Consider the following 18,378-nt stretch of genomic DNA (forward strand, 5'->3'; position numbering starts at 1 on the left):
GGTGGCTGGCGGATGCTGCGTCCGGGTCAGCGGGTGACCCTCGAACGTAGTCCCGACGGAGCCGTTACGGCTCTTCGGATGCCTGTTCTGTGACGAGGAGTTCACCAGACGGTCGTCCTGGTTGGGGGCGCTCACGGCGATAGTGAGACACAATGCGTGACGTGAGCAAGGACGACAACGACGGCAAGGCGACCCCGTCCCGACGCCGTTCCACGCGCAGCAAGGCAGAAGCCACCCCGCGCAAGGCGGCGCCGAAGAGGGAGCCGCGCGCGGCGACCAGGCGGGCGTCGACCGCGCGGGCGAAGGCCGAACCGGAGCAGCCGCCGGTTGCCGCACCCACGCGGGGAGTGCCTTCGGCGCCGCCCGCGGTGACGTCGCCCGTCCTGCCCACGGACCTCCCGGACGACCGGTACTTCAACCGTGAACTGTCCTGGTTGGACTTCAACGCCCGCGTGCTCGCACTGGCCGAGGACTCCTCGCAGCCGTTGCTGGAGCGCGCGAAGTTCTCCGCGATCTTCGCCTCGAACCTGGACGAGTTCTACATGGTCCGGGTCGCGGGGCTGAAGCGAAGGGCGGAGACCGGTCTCTCGGTGCGCAGCGCGGACGGGCTCACGCCGCAGGAACAGCTCATCGCGATCTTCAAGCGCTCGCAGGAACTGGTGGAGCAGCACGCCCGCGCGTTCCTCGACCACATCAGGCCTGGTCTGGAGGAGCACCGGATCAGCATCGTGACGTGGGGCGACCTCACGGACTACGACCGCCTGAGGCTCTCCAACTACTTCAGCGAGCAGGTCTTCCCGGTCCTGACGCCGCTCGCCGTCGACCCGGCGCACCCGTTCCCGTACATCTCGGGGCTGTCGCTGAACCTCGCGGTGACCGTGCGCGATCCCGAGGGTGGCGGCGAGCGCTTCGCCCGCGTGAAGGTGCCGGACAACGTGCCGCGCCTGGTTCGCGTGGAAGCGGACCGGTCGTCCTCGTCCGCGACCTTCCTGCCGCTGGAGGAACTCATCGCCGCGCACCTGGGCGAGCTGTTCACCGGCATGCAGGTCATCGAGTGCCACGCGTTCCGCGTGACGCGCAACGCGGACCTCGAGGTCGAGGAGGACCGCGACGAGGACCTGTTGCAGGCGCTCGAACGCGAGCTCGCGCGGCGCCGGTTCGGTCCGCCGGTGCGCCTGGAGGTCGCCGACGACATGACCGAGCACATGCTCGAACTGTTGTTGCGGGAGATGGACGTCGACCCGCACGACGTCGTGACCGTGCCCGGCCTGCTCGACCTGTCGTGCCTGTGGCAGCTCTACGGCATCGACCGCAAGACGTTGAAGGACCCGGCGTTCGTGCCGGCGACGCACCCCGCGTTCGGTGAGCGCGAGACGCCGAAGAGCGTGTTCGCGACGCTGCGCGAGGGCGACGTCCTCGTGCACCACCCGTACCACTCGTTCTCGACGTCGGTGCAGCGCTTCATCGAGCAGGCCGCGGCCGACCCGCACGTGCTCGCCATCAAGCAGACGCTGTACCGGACCTCCGGTGACTCGCCCATCGTGGACGCGCTGATCGACGCGGCCGAGGCGGGCAAGCAGGTCGTGGCGCTGGTGGAGCTCAAGGCGCGCTTCGACGAGCAGGCGAACATCAAGTGGGCGCGGGCGCTGGAGAAGGCGGGCGTGCACGTCGTCTACGGCCTGGTGGGCCTGAAGACGCACTGCAAGACGTCGCTCGTGGTGCGCCAGGAAGGCTCGACCATCCGCCGCTACTGCCACATCGGCACCGGCAACTACAACCCGAAGACCGCGCGGCTCTACGAGGACGTCGGCATCCTGACGGCCGAGCCGACGATCGGCGCGGACCTCACGGACCTCTTCAACGTGCTGACGGGGTACGCGCGCCAGGACGAGTACCGCTCGCTCCTCGTCGCCCCCTACGGCGTCCGCAAGGGCATCGTCGACCGGATCAACTCCGAGATCGAGCACGCCCAGGCGGGCAAGCCCTCCGGTGTGCGCATCAAGGTGAACTCGCTCGTGGACGAGCAGGTCATCGACGCGCTCTACCGGGCGTCCCAGGCCGGCGTTCCCGTGGACGTGGTCGTGCGCGGCATCTGCGGCCTGAAGCCGGGCATCAAGGGCCTGTCGGAGAACATCCAGGTGCGCTCGATCCTCGGCCGCTTCCTGGAGCACTCGCGCGTGTTCCACTTCGTCGCCTGCGACGAGTACTGGATCGGCAGCGCGGACATGATGCACCGCAACCTGGACCGCCGCGTCGAGGTCGCCCTGCGGGTGGCCGACCCGCGCCTGACCAAGCAGCTCGGCGGCATGTTCGACTCCGCGCTCGACCCGCACACGCGCTGCTGGGTCCTGCGTTCTGACGGAGAATGGGAGGCCTCGCCGGCGGACGGCTCGTCCGTGCGGGACCACCAACTGGAACTGCTGCACAAGCACGGAGCTCTTGGGTGATCAAAGCTGCTGGGGCGGTGCTCTGGCGCGAGGCCGACGGTGACGTCGAAGTCGCGATCGTGCACCGCCAGCGTTATGACGACTGGTCCCTGCCGAAGGGCAAACTCGACGACGGCGAGACGATTCCCGCCTGCGCGGTGCGGGAGATCGAGGAGGAGACGGGCTTCTCCTGCGTCCTCGGCCGCCATCTCCGGCAGGTGTCCTATTCGGTGAAGAGGGTGCCGAAGACGGTCGACTACTACGCCGCACAGGCCGTTTCCGGGGAGTTCGTCCCGAACGAGGAGGTCGATCTGCTGCGGTGGCTGCCGATCGCCGAGGCGTCGGAACTGCTCACCTACGAACCGGACCAGGAGGTGCTGGCCGAGTTCGCCCGCCTGCCGGCGGACCTGCTGCTCGTCCTGCTGGTGCGGCACGCGAAAGCCGGCAAGCGGTCGGAGTGGACCGACAACGACGACCTGCGCCCGCTCTCGGACGCGGGCTGGCGCCAGGCGGCGGCGTTGCGGGCGTTGTTGCCCCTGTGGGCACCGGTACGCGTGCACACGGCGCCCAGGGTGCGTTGTGTGGACACCGTGCGGGCCGTGGCCGAGGACCTGGCCGTGGAGATCGCCGAGGAGCCGCGCCTGTCGGAGGAGGGCTACTGGCCCGACCCGGACGCCGGTCTCGTGCGGCTGCTGGAGGTGGCCGCTCTCGAAGGCCGCGCCGCCGTCTCGTCGCAGGGCGGTGTGATCCCGGCGGTCGTGCAGTCGCTGGCCGAGATGGGCGGGCTGCGCCTGGACGAGGTCCCCTGCAAGAAGGGCAGCACGTGGGTGCTGGCCTTCACCAGGCCGTTCGGCACCTGGTCCACTTCGGACTCCCCTTCGCGCTGGCCAACGCTGGTGTCGGCGCACTACCTGGCCTCACCGCTGCCGCGCCCGTAGAGCCGTCCGCACACCGTTCCCCGCCGCCGTCCTCCCGCTCCGACAAAAGTTCGCCTGTGGCAACCAAGTCGGGCCGGAAGGCGGCGGTTTCGCTTGTGCCGGGGGCGAACGCAGGCGTGCCGGCGTTATTTCTATTGGCGGGCAGAGGGGTTCGGCGAGCCGGTTCAGCGGGCTGGTTCGGAGGCTCGTCCGGCAATCGCCCGGGGTGGTTCCGGAAACCGTGCGAGCCTCGGGAAGAACCATTCTCCGGGCACGGTCACGCGCGCTCGCCGCCCCGCTGAAGTCCCGCGCCACGCTTTCTTGATGCCCCCGGCACACGCCTCTGCCAGCCGGCTCACGCATTCCCAGCGCCCCGGTGAACTCTCTCGCCACACCCGCTGCCTCCCAGGCGCGCCAAGCACCTCAGCGACCCTCTGGCACGCCTTTCCTGCAGGCCAACGACCTTCTACCCCGATCTTCCCCCGGACACGCGGAAGGCCCCGGTGTGCGCACACCGGGGCCTTCCGCGTGGTTCTGAAGTGACGCAGCCTCCCTCAGGAGGCCCGTCTCACTTCTTCTTGGCAGCCGTCTTGCGAGCAGCCGGCTTCGCAGCCGCGGTCTTCGCGGCAGGCTTGGCGGCGGCGGTCGTCTTGGCGGCAGCCGGCTTGGCAGCGGCCGTGGTGCGCTTGGCCGGAGCCTTCGCAGCAGCCGTCTTGGTGGCGGCGGCCTTGGTGGCGGTCGCCTTCGCGGGCGCCTTGGCAGCAGCGGGCTTCGCCGCGGCGGCCGTGGTGGTGCGACGGGTCGCGGGCGCCTTGGTGGCGGCCGCGGCCGTGCGGGTGCGCGTGGTGGTCGTCGCGCGGGTCGTCGCGGCCTTGGTCGCCGGAGCCTTGGCGGCCGCGGGCTTCGCGGCAGCAGCGGCGGCGGGCTTCGCGGCGGCCTTGGCGGCAACGGCCTTCGGCAGCTTCTTCGCACCGCTGATGACGTCCTTGAACGTCGAGCCGGGGCGGAACGCGGGCACGTTGGTCTTCTTGACCTTCACGGTCTCACCGGTGCGCGGGTTGCGCGCCGTGCGAGCCGCACGGGCACGCTTCTCGAAGACGCCGAAGCCCGTGATGTTGACCTTCTCGCCCTTGTTGACGCTGCGGACGATCACGTCCACGAGGCCGTCAACAGCAGCGCCGGCGGTCTTCTTGTCTCCAAGGCGCTCGGCGAGCGCCTCGATGAGCTGGGCCTTATTCACCGTCAGTCCCTCCCAGGACGCTCACGGCCCTAAGAGACGGGCCGACTAGAACGCAACGGTAGGCCCAAAACGCGAGAAATACCAATCGCCACGCCAGATTTTTCGTTGTGGCGTGGCTAATTGCGCCCCTTCGAGGGACAGGAGGCGCCGGATTCGCCCCTCTCAAGGGGAGAATCCGGCCCCCTCTCAGACCGCCGGAAGCGGATCCGTTGTGGGCAGCCAAGTCTGGCGATTGCCCTCGAATGCGCTGATCTCAGGCTCGTGGCGCAGCGTCAAAGCGATGTCGTCGAGGCCTTCGAGAAGGCGCCAGCGGGTGTAGTCGTCGATCTCGAACGGGGCTACCAAGTCCTTGGCGCGAACGGTCTTGTCGGTGAGGTCGACGGTGACCGGCGTGCCGGGCTCGGACTCCAGCAACTTCCACAGCAGCTCGACATCGGACTGGCTGCACTGCGCCGCCACGAGTCCCTGCTTGCCCGAGTTGCCCCGGAAGATGTCCGCGAACCGGGCCGAGATGACGACGCGGAAGCCGTAGTCCATCAACGCCCAGACGGCGTGCTCCCGAGAGGACCCGGTGCCGAAGTCAGGGCCCGCAACGAGGACGCTGGCGGCCTTGTAGGGCTCCTGGTTGAGGATGAAGTGCTCGTCGGAGCGCCAGGCGGCGAAGAGCCCGTCCTCGAACCCGGTGCGGGTCACGCGCTTGAGGTAGACGGCCGGGATGATCTGGTCGGTGTCCACGTTGGACCTGCGCAGCGGCACACCGACGCCCGTGTGGGTGGTGAAGGCATCCATGGCTCAGACCTCCAGGTCTGCGGGGGCGGAGAGGGTGCCGCGCACGGCCGTGGCGGCGGCGACGAGCGGGGACACGAGGTGCGTCCGGCCGCCCTTGCCCTGCCTGCCCTCGAAGTTGCGGTTGGAGGTCGACGCGCTGCGCTCGCCGGGCGCGAGCTGATCCGGGTTCATGCCAAGGCACATCGAGCAGCCGGCCTGCCGCCACTCGGCGCCCGCGTCGAGGAACACCTTGTCCAGGCCCTCGTCCTCGGCCTGCTTGCGCACCCGCATCGAACCGGGGACGACCAGCATCCGTACTCCTGAAGCGACGTGCTTGCCCTTGATGACGTCCGCCGCGGCGCGCAGGTCCTCGATGCGCCCGTTGGTGCAGGAGCCGAGGAACACCGTGTCCACGCGGATGTCGCGCAGCGGCGTGCCGGGCTCGAGGCCCATGTACGTCAGCGCCTTCTCGGCGGCCACGCGCTCGTTCTCGTCCACGATCTTCTCGGGGTCGGGCACGGCCGCACCCAGGGGCAGACCCTGACCGGGGTTGGTTCCCCACGTGACGAACGGAGTGAGGTCCGCCGCGTCGATGTGCACCTCGGCGTCGAAAGTCGCGTCGTCGTCGGTGCGCAGCGTCTTCCAGTACTCGACGGCCGCGTCCCAGTCCGCGCCGGACGGTGCGTGCGGACGCCCCTCGATGTAGTCGAAAGTCGTGGCGTCCGGTGCGATCATGCCGGCGCGGGCGCCCGCCTCGATCGACATGTTGCAGACCGTCATGCGCGCTTCCATCGACAGCGCCTCGATGGCGTCGCCGCGGTACTCGAGCACATAACCCTGACCGCCACCGGTTCCGATCTTCGCGATGACGGCGAGGATGATGTCCTTCGCCGTGACGCCCTCGCCGAGCGCGCCGTTGACGTTGATGGCCATCGTCTTGAACGGACGCAACGGCAGCGTCTGCGTCGCCATCACGTGTTCCACCTCGGACGTGCCGATGCCGAACGCCAGCGCACCGAACGCACCGTGGGTGCTCGTGTGACTGTCACCGCACACCACCGTCATACCCGGCTGCGTGAGGCCGAGCTGCGGGCCCACCACGTGGACGATGCCCTGCTCGAAGTCGCCCATCGGGTGCAGCCGCACCCCGAACTCCGCGCAGTTGCGCCGGAGCGTCTCGACCTGGGTGCGCGACACGAGATCCGCGATGGGCTTGTCGATGTCGACGGTCGGAACGTTGTGATCCTCGGTGGCGATCGTGAGATCGGCCCTGCGCAGCCTGCGGTTCGCAAGGCGGAGCCCGTCGAACGCCTGGGGGCTGGTGACTTCGTGCAGCAGGTGGAGGTCGATGTAGAGCAGGTCCGGCTCCGCACCACTTCCGTGGCGCACAACGTGTGCCTCCCACACCTTCTCCGCGAGCGTGCGGCTCATCGCGACATCTCCCACAGTATGGACGTGCCGACAGATCTGGACTTCTCACTGTCTGGGAAGTTAGTATCGGCTTGTGGGACAGCATAGCGGGATCGGCGTGCTGGACAAGGCAGTGGCCGTGTTGAACGCCGTAGCAAAAGATCCTTGTGGCTTGGCCGAGTTGTGCAACCGCACCGGCCTCCCCCGAGCAACCGCACACCGCCTGGCCGTAGGCCTCGAGGTGCACCGGTTGCTGCGCCGAGGCTCCGACGGCCGCTGGCGTCCGGGCGCCGCTCTGGCAGAACTGGCAGGCGGCGCGACGGACCCGTTGCTGGACGCCGCTTCCTCAGTCCTGCCACGCCTGCGCGACATCACAGGCGAAAGCGTGCAGCTCTACCGCCGAGACGGCATGCAACGAGTCTGCGTCTCCTCAGCAGAACCCCCCTCAGGCCTCAGGGACACAGTCCCCATCGGCGCGAGGCTCCCCATGACAGCGGGTTCAGGAGCCAAAGTCCTGGCGGCCTGGTCCGACCCAGGCACCCAAAGGGCAGTCCTGGCCGACGCCGTCTACGGCGAACGCACCCTCCTGGAAGTCCGCCGCCGAGGCTGGGCCCAAAGCGTCGCAGAACGAGAACCAGGCGTCGCCTCAGTCTCAGCCCCGGTAAGAGACTCCGCAGGCGCCGTAGTGGCCGCAGTCTCAGTAAGCGGCCCAATCGACCGCATGGGCCGCCGCCCAGGCGCCCGCTGGGCAGCAGACCTACTAGCAGCAGCCGAAGCCCTACAAAGCCGCCTCTAACGCACTCACACCACGGCCGCCCTCCCCAGGGAGTGGCGGCCGTTTCGTTCCACCCTCCGACACGCGGCAGGCGACGCAACGAAGAAGGATGACCGGATGCGGTGGGAACAATAGCCAGCAGGACACGCCAAAGGCAGTCGCCGCGGTTTTGGTGACCGCCACCACAAACGCAGTCAGACGAGCGAAGCGAAGTCCCCACACACATTTCGCGAGCGAAGCGAAGCGCTAACCAATCTCACCGGCCAACCCCCCGCCGGGGGTCCGGGGGCGGAGCCCGTCGGCTGGGGGTCTGGGGGCTCGGCCCCCAGAGGACAAAGCGAAAGAGGCCTGTCTGCGCACTCCGCAGACAGGCCTCTGACACCTCTGTAGCCCCGAAGGGATTCGAACCCTCGCTACCGCCTTGAGAGGGCGGCGTCCTAGGCCGCTAGACGACGGGGCCCTAGAACTTCTTGCCGGTGTGAACCTTATCAGATCGCTCTGTCCGGTCCAAATCCGGCTATTCAGTTCTTTTCACTGCTGGTTCGTGCACTTGCTTTGCTATTCTCAGCAGCTCCAGAAGCTTACCCGAGGGCAGTTCTTCCTTCGCAGCTGGGGTACCAGGACTCGAACCTAGACTAACTGAACCAGAATCAGTCGTGCTGCCAATTACACCATACCCCATTGGCTTTCACGATCGACTTCGTTGTCCCGCAGGAGTTCCGAGGTCCTCGTTGCTGCCGAGAGAAATACTAGACCACGCCCCCGGCAGAAGTGAAATCGGCCCCCACCTGAACGCATACGCGCAGGTGAGGACCGGTCTCGGGCACTGATCAGGCGCTGGCCGTGGAGAGCTCGCACACGAGGAGCTCCGGCAGTTCCGCGAGCGTCGTGATGGACGACAGGCCCGCGGGCAACGTGCCACCGGTCGGGCCGATGCGGTTGATCCAGACGCCGTGCATTCCGGCGTCGCGGGCGCCGATGGCGTCGGCGTGCAGGCGGTCTCCCACGTGGACGGTGTCACCGGGCGGGACGCCCAGGGCCAGGCACGCGGTGTGGAAGATCACGCGGTCCGGCTTGGCGCAGCCGACCTCGCCGGCGATCAGGACGGCGTCGAAGTACTCGGAAAGACCGAGCTGGGCGATCTTCACGCGCTGGTGGTGGCCCGACGCGTTGCTGATCGCGGCGATCGGGAGGCCGGTCGCGCGCAGCCAGTCGAGCATCGGGATCGCGTCCGGGAAGAGGCACCAGCCCGCGGAGAGGACCTCCTGGCGGCCGACCTCGCGGCGGGTCGCCTCGTCCAGCGGCAGCTCCTCGCCGAGCGCGGCGAAGAAGGCCTGCGTGCGGATGTTGCGCATGTCCTGATACTGCAGCTCGCCGGCGAGCTGGCGGGAGACGTGGTCGTCGGTGATCCTCTGCCACAACGACCAGGCGTCGGCGTTACCGACCATCGAGGCCAACGCGGCTCGCGAAGAAGTGCTGTAGTCGACAAGTGTGTCGTCGACGTCCAGGCACACAGCGCGGATCTCGCCGGTTCTCTTACGCGTGAAAGTCGGGGACGCAGTTGTCACTCCGGAAGGTTAGGTGCGAGGGGCCCTCGTCCGATTCGGCTAACGAGGTGATTCCTCTAGGTCCTTGCACGATCAAGCGGACCTTGAGGCCCCGAACGAACCAGTGACACTCGTCCGAGCGCCGAATGCAATCGCCCGGACGAGTGTTGTCGAGAGGTGCAACGATCGCTGCCCGAACGGGCGGCTCCGCGAGCGCGACACCCTAGCTCGCACAACGACATTTCGCACCAGTCGCAACCTTTTCGAGGCCTGGTCCGCCAGACCGTCCACATTGGACCGGCCCGAACGAGAGCCACGCCACTCGGAACTCCGCTTGACGCCCCTCGCGATCACGAGCATGCTGAGCTTATTCAACACTGGTTGAAAAGAGGGGATCGACATGGAGAGGACAACCTGTCTCGTCGTCGGCGGCGGACCTGCCGGGATGGTGCTGGGACTGCTCCTGGCCCGCGGTGGCGTCGAGGTCACGGTGCTCGAGAAGCACGGCGACTTCCTGCGCGACTTCCGCGGCGACACGGTGCACGCGTCGACGCTCACGCTGCTGGACGAACTGGGGCTGGGGCCCGCGTTCGAGCAGGTGCCGCACCAGGACGTCGACAAGATCGAGGCGCTGCTCGACGGCGGCGCCAAGGCCACGATCGCCGACCTGTCCCGGCTGCCCGGCCCCAACAAGCGCATCGCGATGGTGCCGCAGTGGGACTTCCTCGACCTGCTGGCGGACGCCGGCAAGCTCGAACCGACGTTCTCGCTGCGGATGAACACCGAGGTCACCGCGATCACGAAGAGCGGCAACAAGATCACGGGCGTGAAGTACCGGGACCGCGTCGACGGGCACGAGGGCGAGTTCACGGCCGACCTCGTCGTCGCGGCGGACGGCCGGGGCTCGATCCTGCGCGCGGCCGTGGAACTCCCGGTCCACAGCTTCGGCGCGCCGATGGACGTGTGGTGGTTCCGGTTGCCGCGCAACGAAAGCGACTCCGTCAAGGGAGGCGCGGGCAGGTTCAGCGCGGGCAGCGCGCTCGTGCTCATTCCCCGCGGCGAGTACTTCCAGTGCGCCTTCCTGATCCGCAAGGGAACGGACCGGGCGGTGCGCGCCGAGGGGGTAGAGAAGTTCCGCGAACGCGTCGTCACGCTCATCCCGTGGCTCGCGGACCGGGTGAACCACATCAAGAACCTCGACGAGGTCAAGCTGCTCGACGTGAAGCTGGACCGGTTGCGCCGGTGGCACGTCGACGGGCTGCTGTGCATCGGTGACGCGGCGCACGCGATGTCACCGGTCGGCGGCGTGGGCATCAACCTGGCCGTCCAGGACGCGGTGGCGGCGGCGACCCTGCTCGCGAAGCCGTTGCGGGAGGGCCGGGTCACGGGCAGGACGCTCGCGAAGGTGCGCGGGCGCAGGCTCTTCCCGACCGTGGCGATCCAGACCGTGCAGCGGGTGATCCACCGGCTGTTCCTCGGGCGCAAGCTCGACAGCACCGAGACGGTCTCCAGCACGGGTATGCCGTTGCCGCTCAAGCTCGCCCAGAAGCTGCCGTTCCTGCAGGCGGTTCCGGCCTACGTGGTCGCCATCGGGCCACGTCCGGAGCACGCACCCGACTTCGCGCGCAGGGCACCGCAGACCATCGCTAGGTCGTGACGAACGCCTCGGAGCTCTCCCCGAGCACCATCGCCACGGCGTGGGCCCGGTCACGGGCGCCGAGCTTGCGCAGGATGGCCTTCACGTGGGTCTTCACGGTGTCGTTGCTGATGAAGAGCCGCTGGGCGATGCGGGCGTTGTCCATGCCCTTCGCCATCTCGGCCAGCACGTCGAACTCGCGCGCCGACAGCCGGCCGAGCGAGGCGGGTGGGGGCATCCGCGCCGGTAAGCGCGCCAATGACCCCACCCGCGCGTCGATCGTGGCGGGAGCACCCCGCACGGCGGCCGCGATCAGCGGTAGCAGCTCGGCCACCGGCGAGGTCTTCAGCAGGTAGGCCACCGCGCCGGCGTCCAGCGCCGCGCGGCCCAGCTCGGACTGTCCGCATTGGACAGCACGACCACACGGGCGCCCGGCCGGTACTGCGCCGTGTCCCGCACGGTGCGCAGCGGTCCGGCGCCCGGCACGTCGAAGTCCGTGACGACCAGGTCCACCAGCGTGCCGCGCAGACTTCGCGCAGCCTCGGCCACGGTGTGGGCGATGCCCACAACGCGGAAGCAGTGCGTGCGGTGCAGCGAAAGCCGCAGCCCTTCGGTGATGAGCTGCGAACCGTCGACCAGCAGCACTCGGGTGGACGCCAGGTCCGTCATGACACCGGGAAGTTACTCGCGGGTACCCGGATGCGTAACCTGCCGGACGCCGGATTGCTCCGTACGGCTACCTATTTGCGACCGGATTGGTGAGCGTGCCAAGGCCGTCCACAGTCACGGAGACCGTCTGTCCGGCCGTCATCGGCCCGACACCGGCCGGCGTGCCCGTCAGGATCAGGTCGCTCGGCAGCAACGTCATGATGCCGGACACGTATTCGACGAGCGACGGAATGTCGTGCACCATCAAGGAAGTACGTCCGTCTTGTTTGACTTCCCCGTCGACCTCGGTGACGACGCGGACGTCGGACGGGTCGAACTCCGTCTCGATGAACGGACCCAACGGGCAAAACGTGTCAAAACCCTTGGCACGCGTGAACTGCACGTCCTTCTTCTGCAGGTCGCGCGCGGTGACGTCGTTGGCGATCGTGTAACCCATGATCACACTCGCGGCCCTGGCGCGCGGCACGTCGCGGCACGGCTGGCCGATGATGACCGCGAGCTCGCCCTCGAAGTCGACGCGCTCGGACACGGCCGGGAGCTTGATCTCCACGTTCGGGCCGACCACCGACGTGTTGGGCTTGAAGAACAGCAACGGCTCCGCGGGGACCTCGTTGCCGAGCTCCTTCGCGTGGTCGGCGTAGTTCCGGCCCACACCAATGATCTTGGTGGGCAGGATCGGCGCCAGCAGCCGCACGTCCGCCAACGGCCACTTCCGGCCGGTGAACGTGGGCGTGCCGAAGGGGTGTTCGGCGATTTCCGCGGCCTCGTCGCCTTGAACGGCGACGAAGGCCACGCCAGCGGGATGAGCAATTCGGGCGATGCGCACAGCGTCAGTTTACGGACTCAGCTGGAGCGCATCGACTTGTGCACGAGGGCGTCGCACAGCGCCAGCCAGCTCGCCTCGACGATATTGCCGTGCACGCCCACGGTCGTCCACTCGCGCTCACCGTCCGTGGACTCGACCAGCACGCGCGTCACGGCGTCCGTGCCGGGGTGCTCGGTCAGGATGCGCACCTTGTAGTCGGCCAGCTCCACGGTGTCCAACCAGGACAGGTGGGGCAGCAACGCCTTGCGCAGCGCCGCGTCCAGCGCGTGCACGGGCCCGATGCCCTCGGCGGTCGCGATGACCCGCTCCCCCGCCACGTGCACCTTGACCGTGGCCTCGGACACGATCTCGCCGTCCGACCGGTGGTCGAGCACGACCCGGTAGGACTCCAGCGTGAACGGCGGAGTGTCCAGTTCGGACAGCTCCCCGCGCAGCAACAACTCCATCGAGGCGTCGGCGGCCTCGAACGACCAGCCCTTCGCCTCCAGTTCCTTCACGCGCTGGAGAGCGCTCCCGACCTCGGTCCCCCGGCCGGCCAGGTCGAGCCCGAACTCACGTCCCTTGAGTTCGATGCTCGCCCGACCGGCCATCTCGGTGACCAGCACCCGCATGTCGTTGCCGACGGTGTCCGGATCGATGTGGTTGTACAGCTCCGGATCCACCTTGATCGCGCTCGCGTGCAGACCCGCCTTGTGAGCGAATGCTGACGACCCGACATAGGCCTGGTGGGTGTCGGGTGCGATGTTCGCGATCTCGGCCAACGCATGGGAGACACGGGTGAGCTCGGCCAGTGCCCCGGTCGGGAGCACCTCCATGCCGAGCTTGGTCACGAGGTTTCCCACGACGGCGAACAGGTCCGCATTACCTGCTCGCTCGCCATAACCATTGGCGGTGCACTGAACGTGCGTCGCGCCCGCCTGAACGGCCGCGAGAGTGTTCGCCACAGCACAGGACGTGTCGTCCTGGCAGTGGATTCCCACGCGGAAGCCCGTCTTCTCGACGACCTCCGCGACGGTCTCGGCGAGGCTGAGCGGCAGCTGCCCGCCATTCGTGTCACACAACACAACCACGTCCGCGCCACCCTCCACAGCGGACTCCAGCACCCGGAGGCTGGTGTCCGGCGAGAAGGCGTACCCGTCGAAGAAGTGCTCGGCGTCGAGGAAGACCCGCCTGCCTTCGCCCTTGAGGAACCGGACCGTGTCGCGCACCATCTTCAGGTTCTCCGCGGAGTCCGTCCGCAGTGCACGCTCGATGTGTCGCAGATCCGACTTGGCCACCAACGTGACCACCGGCGCCCGCGACTCCAGCAACGCCCTGACCTGCGGATCGTCCTCGACCTTAACCCCAGCCTTGCGCGTGGCCCCGAACGCGACCAGCTGTGCGTTCTTCAGTTCCAGATCACCGGCCGCCGCCCGCGCGAAGAACTCCGTGTCCTTGGGCAGAGCGCCGGGCCAACCGCCCTCGATGAACCCGACGCCGAGCCCGTCCAGCAACCTCGCGACCGCGAGCTTGTCCGTGACGGAGTACGAAATGCCCTCACGTTGTGCGCCATCGCGCAACGTCGTGTCGTAGACGTGGAATGCGTCGGTCGGGCCGGCCATCGGGGTTCATCTCCTCATCCGGGCAAACAAAAAGACCCCCCGCGGGATGCGAGAGGTCTGCGCGTCGGGTGCCAGGGGCGGCAACTACCCGACGCGCTCGTCGATAATGATGGCGGTGAACTGAGCCATGTCCGGGATGGTGCCACAGCTCAGTTCGGCGTACCAAGCCACGGGAGGAAATCTCCCACTATCTGGTCACGGGTTCACTCGCCAACGCAGGGCGACTCGGACGAGGCCTGGTGCGCGCAACCAACCGCACCCGCCAACGCAAGCCAACCTCGGACCAGGCCCGGCACGCGCAACCACCCGCACCCGCCAACGCAAGCCAACCTCGACGCAAGCCCGGCGCGCGGTGCCAACCGGAAGCCGCAAACGCAGGCCAGCCACCTACGAGGCCTGGCGTGGCGATGCGAAGCGAGCCGTGTGAACCCTGTCCTCCATGGGTTCCGGTGGGCACCTCACATGGCGATTGGGGCTTTACCTTGAGGGGGCGGGATGCCACCCTCACGGGCACGGCCGGGCGCTTCTCAGCCCGGCCTTTTTCCGGCCGTCACGCATCCCGCCAGAGGCTCAAGGTCAAGCCCCAATCGCAGCCCCTTGATCCGTCATGACCCGCGCGAGCACCCTCGCAACGCGACCGTGCCCCTAAAACGCAACCAACCCCGCTGGAACCGGAACCAGCCAAAGCAAGCCGACCCGCGTCAGCCCTCAGCCAGGAACTTCGCGAACGCCTCAATGGAAGCAGCATTCCGAGGCGACTCCACCAACGCCGCATACGGCAACGAGAAGAACCTCTTCCCCTTCACCGCAGGCGAATTGGCCAGCGGAGCGAAGCCCTCCAGGAACGCCTGCTTCTGCTCAGGCGTGTTCGCCTCCCCATCCGCATAGTCCACGATCAGCACGACCTCGGGATCCCGCTGCACCACGGTCTCCCAGTTCACCGTCGTCCAGCTGTCGTTCAAATCCCCGAACAGGTTGTCCCCACCGGCCTTCGAGATCACGTCCTGCGGCGCCGCGTTCTTCCCGGACGTGAACGGCTGGTCCTGCCCGCTGTCGTACAAGAACACCCGAGGGCGAGGCTTGCCGGCCATCAGCTTCCCAGCGTCCGCGATCTGCTTCTGATAACCGGAGACGAGCTCCTCCGCCTTGGCCTCCACCCGGAAGATCTTCCCCAAATTGCGCAGGTCCGTGTATAACGCGTCCAACGCCGGCATGATGCCGCGCTGCTTGCCGACGCCGTTGCGGCAGGCCTCGGTCAGCTGGTAGGTGCCGATCCCGAGCGACTTCAGCGAGTCCGGGGTGAACCCGGTGCTCTCGCTGAACCCGTAGTTCCACCCCGCGAAGACCATGTCCGCGCCGGCTCCCTGCACGACCTCCTTCGAGACCCTGTCGGACAGGTGCTTCACGCTGTCGAAGTCCGCCTTCCACGGCGAGGTCCGCACGTCGACGGAGTCCTTGCCTTTGATGACGTACCCGGCCATCCGGTCCTTCAGGCCCAGCGCGAACATCAGCTCGGTGATGCCGGTGTCGTTGGTGACCACTTTGGACGGAACGCGGTCGAACGTGACCTGCTGGCCGCAGTTCGTGATGGTCACCGGGTCGGTCGCGGAGGTGTCGGAGGCGACCGTCGCTCCGCAGCCGGAGAGCAGCAGCAGCGCGGCGCAGACAACGGTTCTCAAGGGGTGACCTCCTGGTCGAACAGGAGTTGGGGAACTCCCGTGGTGGGGTGCCGCACGACGTGCGCGGTGACGTGGAAGACCTTGGCGATGAGCTCGGGCACGAGGACCTCGGCCGGTGTGCCGGACGCGACGACGCGGCCCTCGTCCAGCACGTAGAGGCGGTCGCAGAAGGACGCGGCGAGGTTCAGGTCGTGCAGCACGGTCAGGACCGTGATGCCCAGTCCGCGCGCCAAGGAGAGGACGTCGAGCTGATGGCGGATGTCGAGGTGGTTGGTCGGCTCGTCCAGCACCAGCACGCGCGGCTGCTGGGCGACGGCCCGCGCGATCAGCACGCGTTGCCGTTCACCGCCGGAGAGGCTGAGGAAGCTGCGGGACGCGAGGTGCGTCACGTCCACTGTGGCCAGTGCCTCGGACACCACTCGCGCGTCGAGTGCGGGATCGCGGTCGTGCGGGAGGCGGCCCATCTCGACGACCTCGGCGACCGTGAAGTCGAACTCGACCTGCGACTCCTGGGTCAGCGCGGACAGGTCGCGGGCGATGTCGTGTCGCTTGTGGACGTTCTGGCCGTCGAGCAGCACCGCGCCCGCGTCCGGCTTCAACGCCCGGTAGACGCAGCGCAACGTGGTGGACTTGCCGCTGCCGTTCGGGCCGACGATGCCGACCACCTCGCCGTCGGCGTGCAGCGAGATGTCCGTGAGGATGCCGCGCACGGTGACCTGGTCGACCTCGACGCGCATCAGCGGCCTCCGAACACGTAGGACCTGCGGCGCATCAGGAAGATGAAGCACGGCACGCCGAGCGCGGCCGTGATGACGCCGAGCGGCAGTTCCTCCGGCGCCGCGAGCATCCGCGCGGCCACGTCGACCCAGACCAGGAACGAGGCTCCGGCCAGCGGTGCCAGGGCGAGCACCTTGCGGTGGTCGGCACCGACGACCATGCGCGTGAGGTGCGGCAGCATCAGCCCGACGAAACCGACGGCACCGCTGACCGCCACCAGCACGCCGGTCATGGCCGCGGTGACGATGAACAGGTACGTGCGGAACCTGTTGACCGGCACGCCGAGCGTCGTCGCGGTCTCGTCGCCCATCGTCATCGCGTTGAGCTGCCGGGCCTTGGTCGCCAGGTAGACGATCCCCGCGAGAGTCACCGCGGCGGCGATGGGCAGCGACTGCCAGTTCGCGCCGCCGAGGCTGCCGAGCAACCAGAACATCGCGGCCCGCGCCGCCTCACCGTGCGGTGCCTGGAACACCATCAGCATCGCCACGGCGGAGAACCCGTACGCGAGCGCGGTTCCGGTCAGCACGAGTCGCAACGGTGTGAGCCCTCGGCTCGTGCGCGCGGTGATGTAGACCAGAGCCGTGGCTCCGAGACCGGTCAGGAACGCCCCCACGGAGAGGGCGTAGACACCGAACCCGGACAGCACGCCGAGCGTCGCCACGGCCGTCGCGCCCACGCTCGCGCCCGACGAGATGCCGAGCACGTACGGGTCGGCCAGCGCGTTGCGGACCATCGCCTGGATCGCGACGCCGACCGTGCTCAGCCCGGCGCCCACGACGGCGGCGAGCAGGACGCGGGGAAGCCGGATGTCCCAGACGATGTGGTACTGCCCGGCGAGGCCGGCGGGCACCGTGCCGCCGGTCATCGCTTGCCAGAGCAGGTCGACGGTGACGTCGAACGGCACGGAGACGGGGCCGAGCGCGACGCCCGCCACGATGCTGACGACGAGCACGCCGACGAGCGCGCTGATCTTGGAGATCACTGGGTCCTTCCCGCAGTCCACGGCGGAGTTGGAGTTCCTCGGTCGTCGCGCGCGGGTGTTCGGGCTCGTCCCCTCCCCAGGGGACCTACCGTTGCGGGTCAGCGCCGGACTCAGACCGGTCTTCCCCCACACGCGACTTCGGTGACCCTACCTGCGAAAACAGAAAGTTCGGAAATTTCCGGGGTGTGATGTCGATCCGGCACCGGGCCCGTTCGACCTGTGGGTGCCCGAGCGAGTACCGAATCAGGGAGACACACCGTGAAGTACATGCTGATCATGCGCGCCACCGACGAGGCCTACGCGAACATGGGCGAACTCGACTTCGACAAGATGCTGGAGACGGTCGGCGCGTTCAACGAGGAACTGGTCCGCGCCGGTGTGCTGCTCGCCGCCGAAGGACTTTCCGACGTCTCCGAGGGCGTCGTCGTCGACTACTCGCAGGAGCCGCCGGTCGTCACGGACGGCCCGTACGGCGAGACCAAGGAGCTGTTCAACGGCTTCTACCTCCTCAACGTCGCGTCCATCCAGGAGGCGGTCGAGTGGGCGAAGCGCATGCCGATGGCCGGACCGGGCTTCAAGACCGAGATCCGCCGGGTGCCGACCATCGACGAGTTCCCGCAGGACAACGAGTGGATCCAGAAGGAACGCGCGTGGCGTGAGGCCAACGGCCAGCTCTGACCTCAGAAGAGCGGCGTGAAGTGGACGCGGAGACCCGGTCGCTTGCTGTTGCTCTCGGCGATCCACCACTCACCGGCTCGCACCACCCCGCCCAGGTGGTCGGCGTAGACCTCGCCCACGCAGTACGTGGGCGGGTTCTCCGGCCCCACCAGCAACTTCACGCGCGCGGTCCGGCCACCGTCGAAGTACACCGACACGAAACCGGTCCGTTCGGCCAGGTACGGCGTGTCCAGCCGCGCCTCGACCCGCTCGCCCAGCGGTTCCGCCGTCCCCACCGCCACCGCGGCACGTGCCGCGAGCGCGTCCAGGCGGGCCGCGTCGGCCAGCAACGGCCGCACCGCTTCCAGCTGACCGCTGAGAGCACGCACCTGCTGTTCCAGCTCCGCGACCTTGGTCTCCAGCGCTGTGCGCCGTGCCGATCCGAACACGAGAACTCCCCCTGGTGAA

The 18,378-nt window shown here is 68.2% G+C and carries 17 protein-coding genes, 2 tRNA genes and 1 riboswitch; of the genes, 5 read left to right on the forward strand and 14 right to left on the reverse strand.

Features of this window, described 5'->3' with window-relative positions; translation table 11 throughout:
* Positions 1-152: 152 nt before the first annotated feature.
* Both IEY88_RS07365 and IEY88_RS07370 read left to right on the forward strand, forming a co-directional pair.
* On the forward strand, positions 153-2,447 hold the full coding sequence (locus IEY88_RS07365; protein WP_189153861.1) for an RNA degradosome polyphosphate kinase: 2,295 nt from the start codon (positions 153-155) through the stop codon (positions 2,445-2,447).
* Positions 2,447-3,364: an NUDIX hydrolase gene (locus IEY88_RS07370; RefSeq protein WP_229693265.1), complete on the forward strand. Its 918-nt coding sequence runs from the start codon at positions 2,447-2,449 to the stop codon at positions 3,362-3,364. Before IEY88_RS07365 ends, IEY88_RS07370 begins: the two co-directional genes overlap by 1 nt.
* 547 nt (positions 3,365-3,911) lie before the next feature.
* Here the strand turns inward: IEY88_RS07370 and IEY88_RS07375 are convergent.
* From IEY88_RS07375 to leuC, 3 genes are all read right to left on the reverse strand, one after another.
* Positions 3,912-4,583: an HU family DNA-binding protein gene (locus tag IEY88_RS07375; protein ID WP_189153863.1), complete on the reverse strand. Its 672-nt coding sequence runs from the start codon at positions 4,581-4,583 to the stop codon at positions 3,912-3,914.
* 186 nt (positions 4,584-4,769) lie between these two features.
* A complete protein-coding gene (gene leuD, locus IEY88_RS07380) occupies positions 4,770-5,372 on the reverse strand; it encodes a 3-isopropylmalate dehydratase small subunit (protein ID WP_189153864.1) in 603 nt (200 codons plus the stop codon).
* 3 nt (positions 5,373-5,375) lie between these two features.
* Positions 5,376-6,782, reverse strand: a complete 1,407-nt coding sequence (gene leuC, locus IEY88_RS07385; protein WP_189153865.1) for a 3-isopropylmalate dehydratase large subunit — start codon at positions 6,780-6,782, stop codon at positions 5,376-5,378.
* A gap of 73 nt (positions 6,783-6,855) precedes the next feature.
* On the opposite strand from leuC, the gene IEY88_RS07390 reads away from it, so the two are divergent.
* Positions 6,856-7,557, forward strand: a complete 702-nt coding sequence (locus IEY88_RS07390; RefSeq protein WP_176929766.1) for an IclR family transcriptional regulator — start codon at positions 6,856-6,858, stop codon at positions 7,555-7,557.
* Between the two features lie 366 nt (positions 7,558-7,923).
* On the opposite strand, the gene IEY88_RS07395 is transcribed toward IEY88_RS07390, so the two are convergent.
* From IEY88_RS07395 to IEY88_RS07405, 3 genes are all read right to left on the reverse strand, one after another.
* Positions 7,924-7,996, reverse strand: a tRNA-Glu gene (locus IEY88_RS07395).
* A 149-nt stretch (positions 7,997-8,145) separates the two neighbouring features.
* Positions 8,146-8,217: transfer RNA gene (locus tag IEY88_RS07400), tRNA-Gln, on the reverse strand.
* Between the two features lie 149 nt (positions 8,218-8,366).
* Positions 8,367-9,104, reverse strand: a complete 738-nt coding sequence (locus IEY88_RS07405; RefSeq protein ID WP_229693163.1) for an HAD family hydrolase — start codon at positions 9,102-9,104, stop codon at positions 8,367-8,369.
* A 379-nt stretch (positions 9,105-9,483) separates the two neighbouring features.
* Here IEY88_RS07405 and IEY88_RS07410 point away from each other — a divergent pair, with 379 nt between their 5' ends.
* Complete coding sequence (locus tag IEY88_RS07410) at positions 9,484-10,740, forward strand: FAD-dependent oxidoreductase (RefSeq protein WP_189153866.1); 1,257 nt, start codon at positions 9,484-9,486, stop codon at positions 10,738-10,740.
* Here the strand turns inward: IEY88_RS07410 and IEY88_RS07415 are convergent.
* The 7 genes from IEY88_RS07415 to IEY88_RS07445 form a co-directional block, all read right to left on the reverse strand.
* Positions 10,730-11,080 carry a helix-turn-helix domain-containing protein gene (locus IEY88_RS07415; protein WP_189153867.1) on the reverse strand — a complete coding sequence of 117 codons (351 nt, stop codon included), beginning with the start codon at positions 11,078-11,080 and terminating at the stop codon, positions 10,730-10,732. The genes IEY88_RS07410 and IEY88_RS07415 overlap by 11 nt on opposite strands.
* Positions 11,065-11,388 (reverse strand): response regulator, encoded by a 324-nt coding sequence (locus IEY88_RS07420; protein WP_189153868.1) that lies wholly within the window; start codon positions 11,386-11,388, stop codon positions 11,065-11,067. Before IEY88_RS07420 ends, IEY88_RS07415 begins: the two co-directional genes overlap by 16 nt.
* Before the next feature lie 67 nt (positions 11,389-11,455).
* Positions 11,456-12,214: a fumarylacetoacetate hydrolase family protein gene (locus IEY88_RS07425; protein ID WP_189153869.1), complete on the reverse strand. Its 759-nt coding sequence runs from the start codon at positions 12,212-12,214 to the stop codon at positions 11,456-11,458.
* A 17-nt stretch (positions 12,215-12,231) separates the two neighbouring features.
* Positions 12,232-13,815, reverse strand: coding sequence for a citramalate synthase (cimA, locus tag IEY88_RS07430; protein WP_189153870.1), 1,584 nt, complete (start codon positions 13,813-13,815; stop codon positions 12,232-12,234).
* Between the two features lie 701 nt (positions 13,816-14,516).
* Entirely contained in the window at positions 14,517-15,494 is a 978-nt protein-coding gene (locus IEY88_RS07435) for an ABC transporter substrate-binding protein (protein WP_189153871.1), read from the reverse strand.
* On the reverse strand, positions 15,491-16,231 hold the full coding sequence (locus IEY88_RS07440; protein ID WP_189153872.1) for an ABC transporter ATP-binding protein: 741 nt from the start codon (positions 16,229-16,231) through the stop codon (positions 15,491-15,493). Before IEY88_RS07440 ends, IEY88_RS07435 begins: the two co-directional genes overlap by 4 nt.
* Entirely contained in the window at positions 16,231-17,253 is a 1,023-nt protein-coding gene (locus IEY88_RS07445; RefSeq protein ID WP_229693164.1) for a FecCD family ABC transporter permease, read from the reverse strand. Before IEY88_RS07445 ends, IEY88_RS07440 begins: the two co-directional genes overlap by 1 nt.
* 33 nt (positions 17,254-17,286) lie before the next feature.
* A riboswitch (cobalamin riboswitch) is annotated at positions 17,287-17,423 on the reverse strand.
* An 88-nt stretch (positions 17,424-17,511) separates the two neighbouring features.
* Here IEY88_RS07445 and IEY88_RS07450 point away from each other — a divergent pair.
* Complete coding sequence (locus tag IEY88_RS07450; protein WP_189153874.1) at positions 17,512-17,931, forward strand: YciI family protein; 420 nt, start codon at positions 17,512-17,514, stop codon at positions 17,929-17,931.
* A 2-nt stretch (positions 17,932-17,933) separates the two neighbouring features.
* On the opposite strand, the gene IEY88_RS07455 is transcribed toward IEY88_RS07450, so the two are convergent.
* Positions 17,934-18,359 (reverse strand): hypothetical protein, encoded by a 426-nt coding sequence (locus IEY88_RS07455; protein WP_189153875.1) that lies wholly within the window; start codon positions 18,357-18,359, stop codon positions 17,934-17,936.
* Positions 18,360-18,378 lie beyond the last annotated feature (19 nt).

Origin of the sequence: Lentzea pudingi (assembly GCF_014646255.1) — a bacterium.
In the GTDB taxonomy this organism is placed as follows: Bacteria; Actinomycetota; Actinomycetes; order Mycobacteriales; family Pseudonocardiaceae; genus Lentzea; species Lentzea pudingi.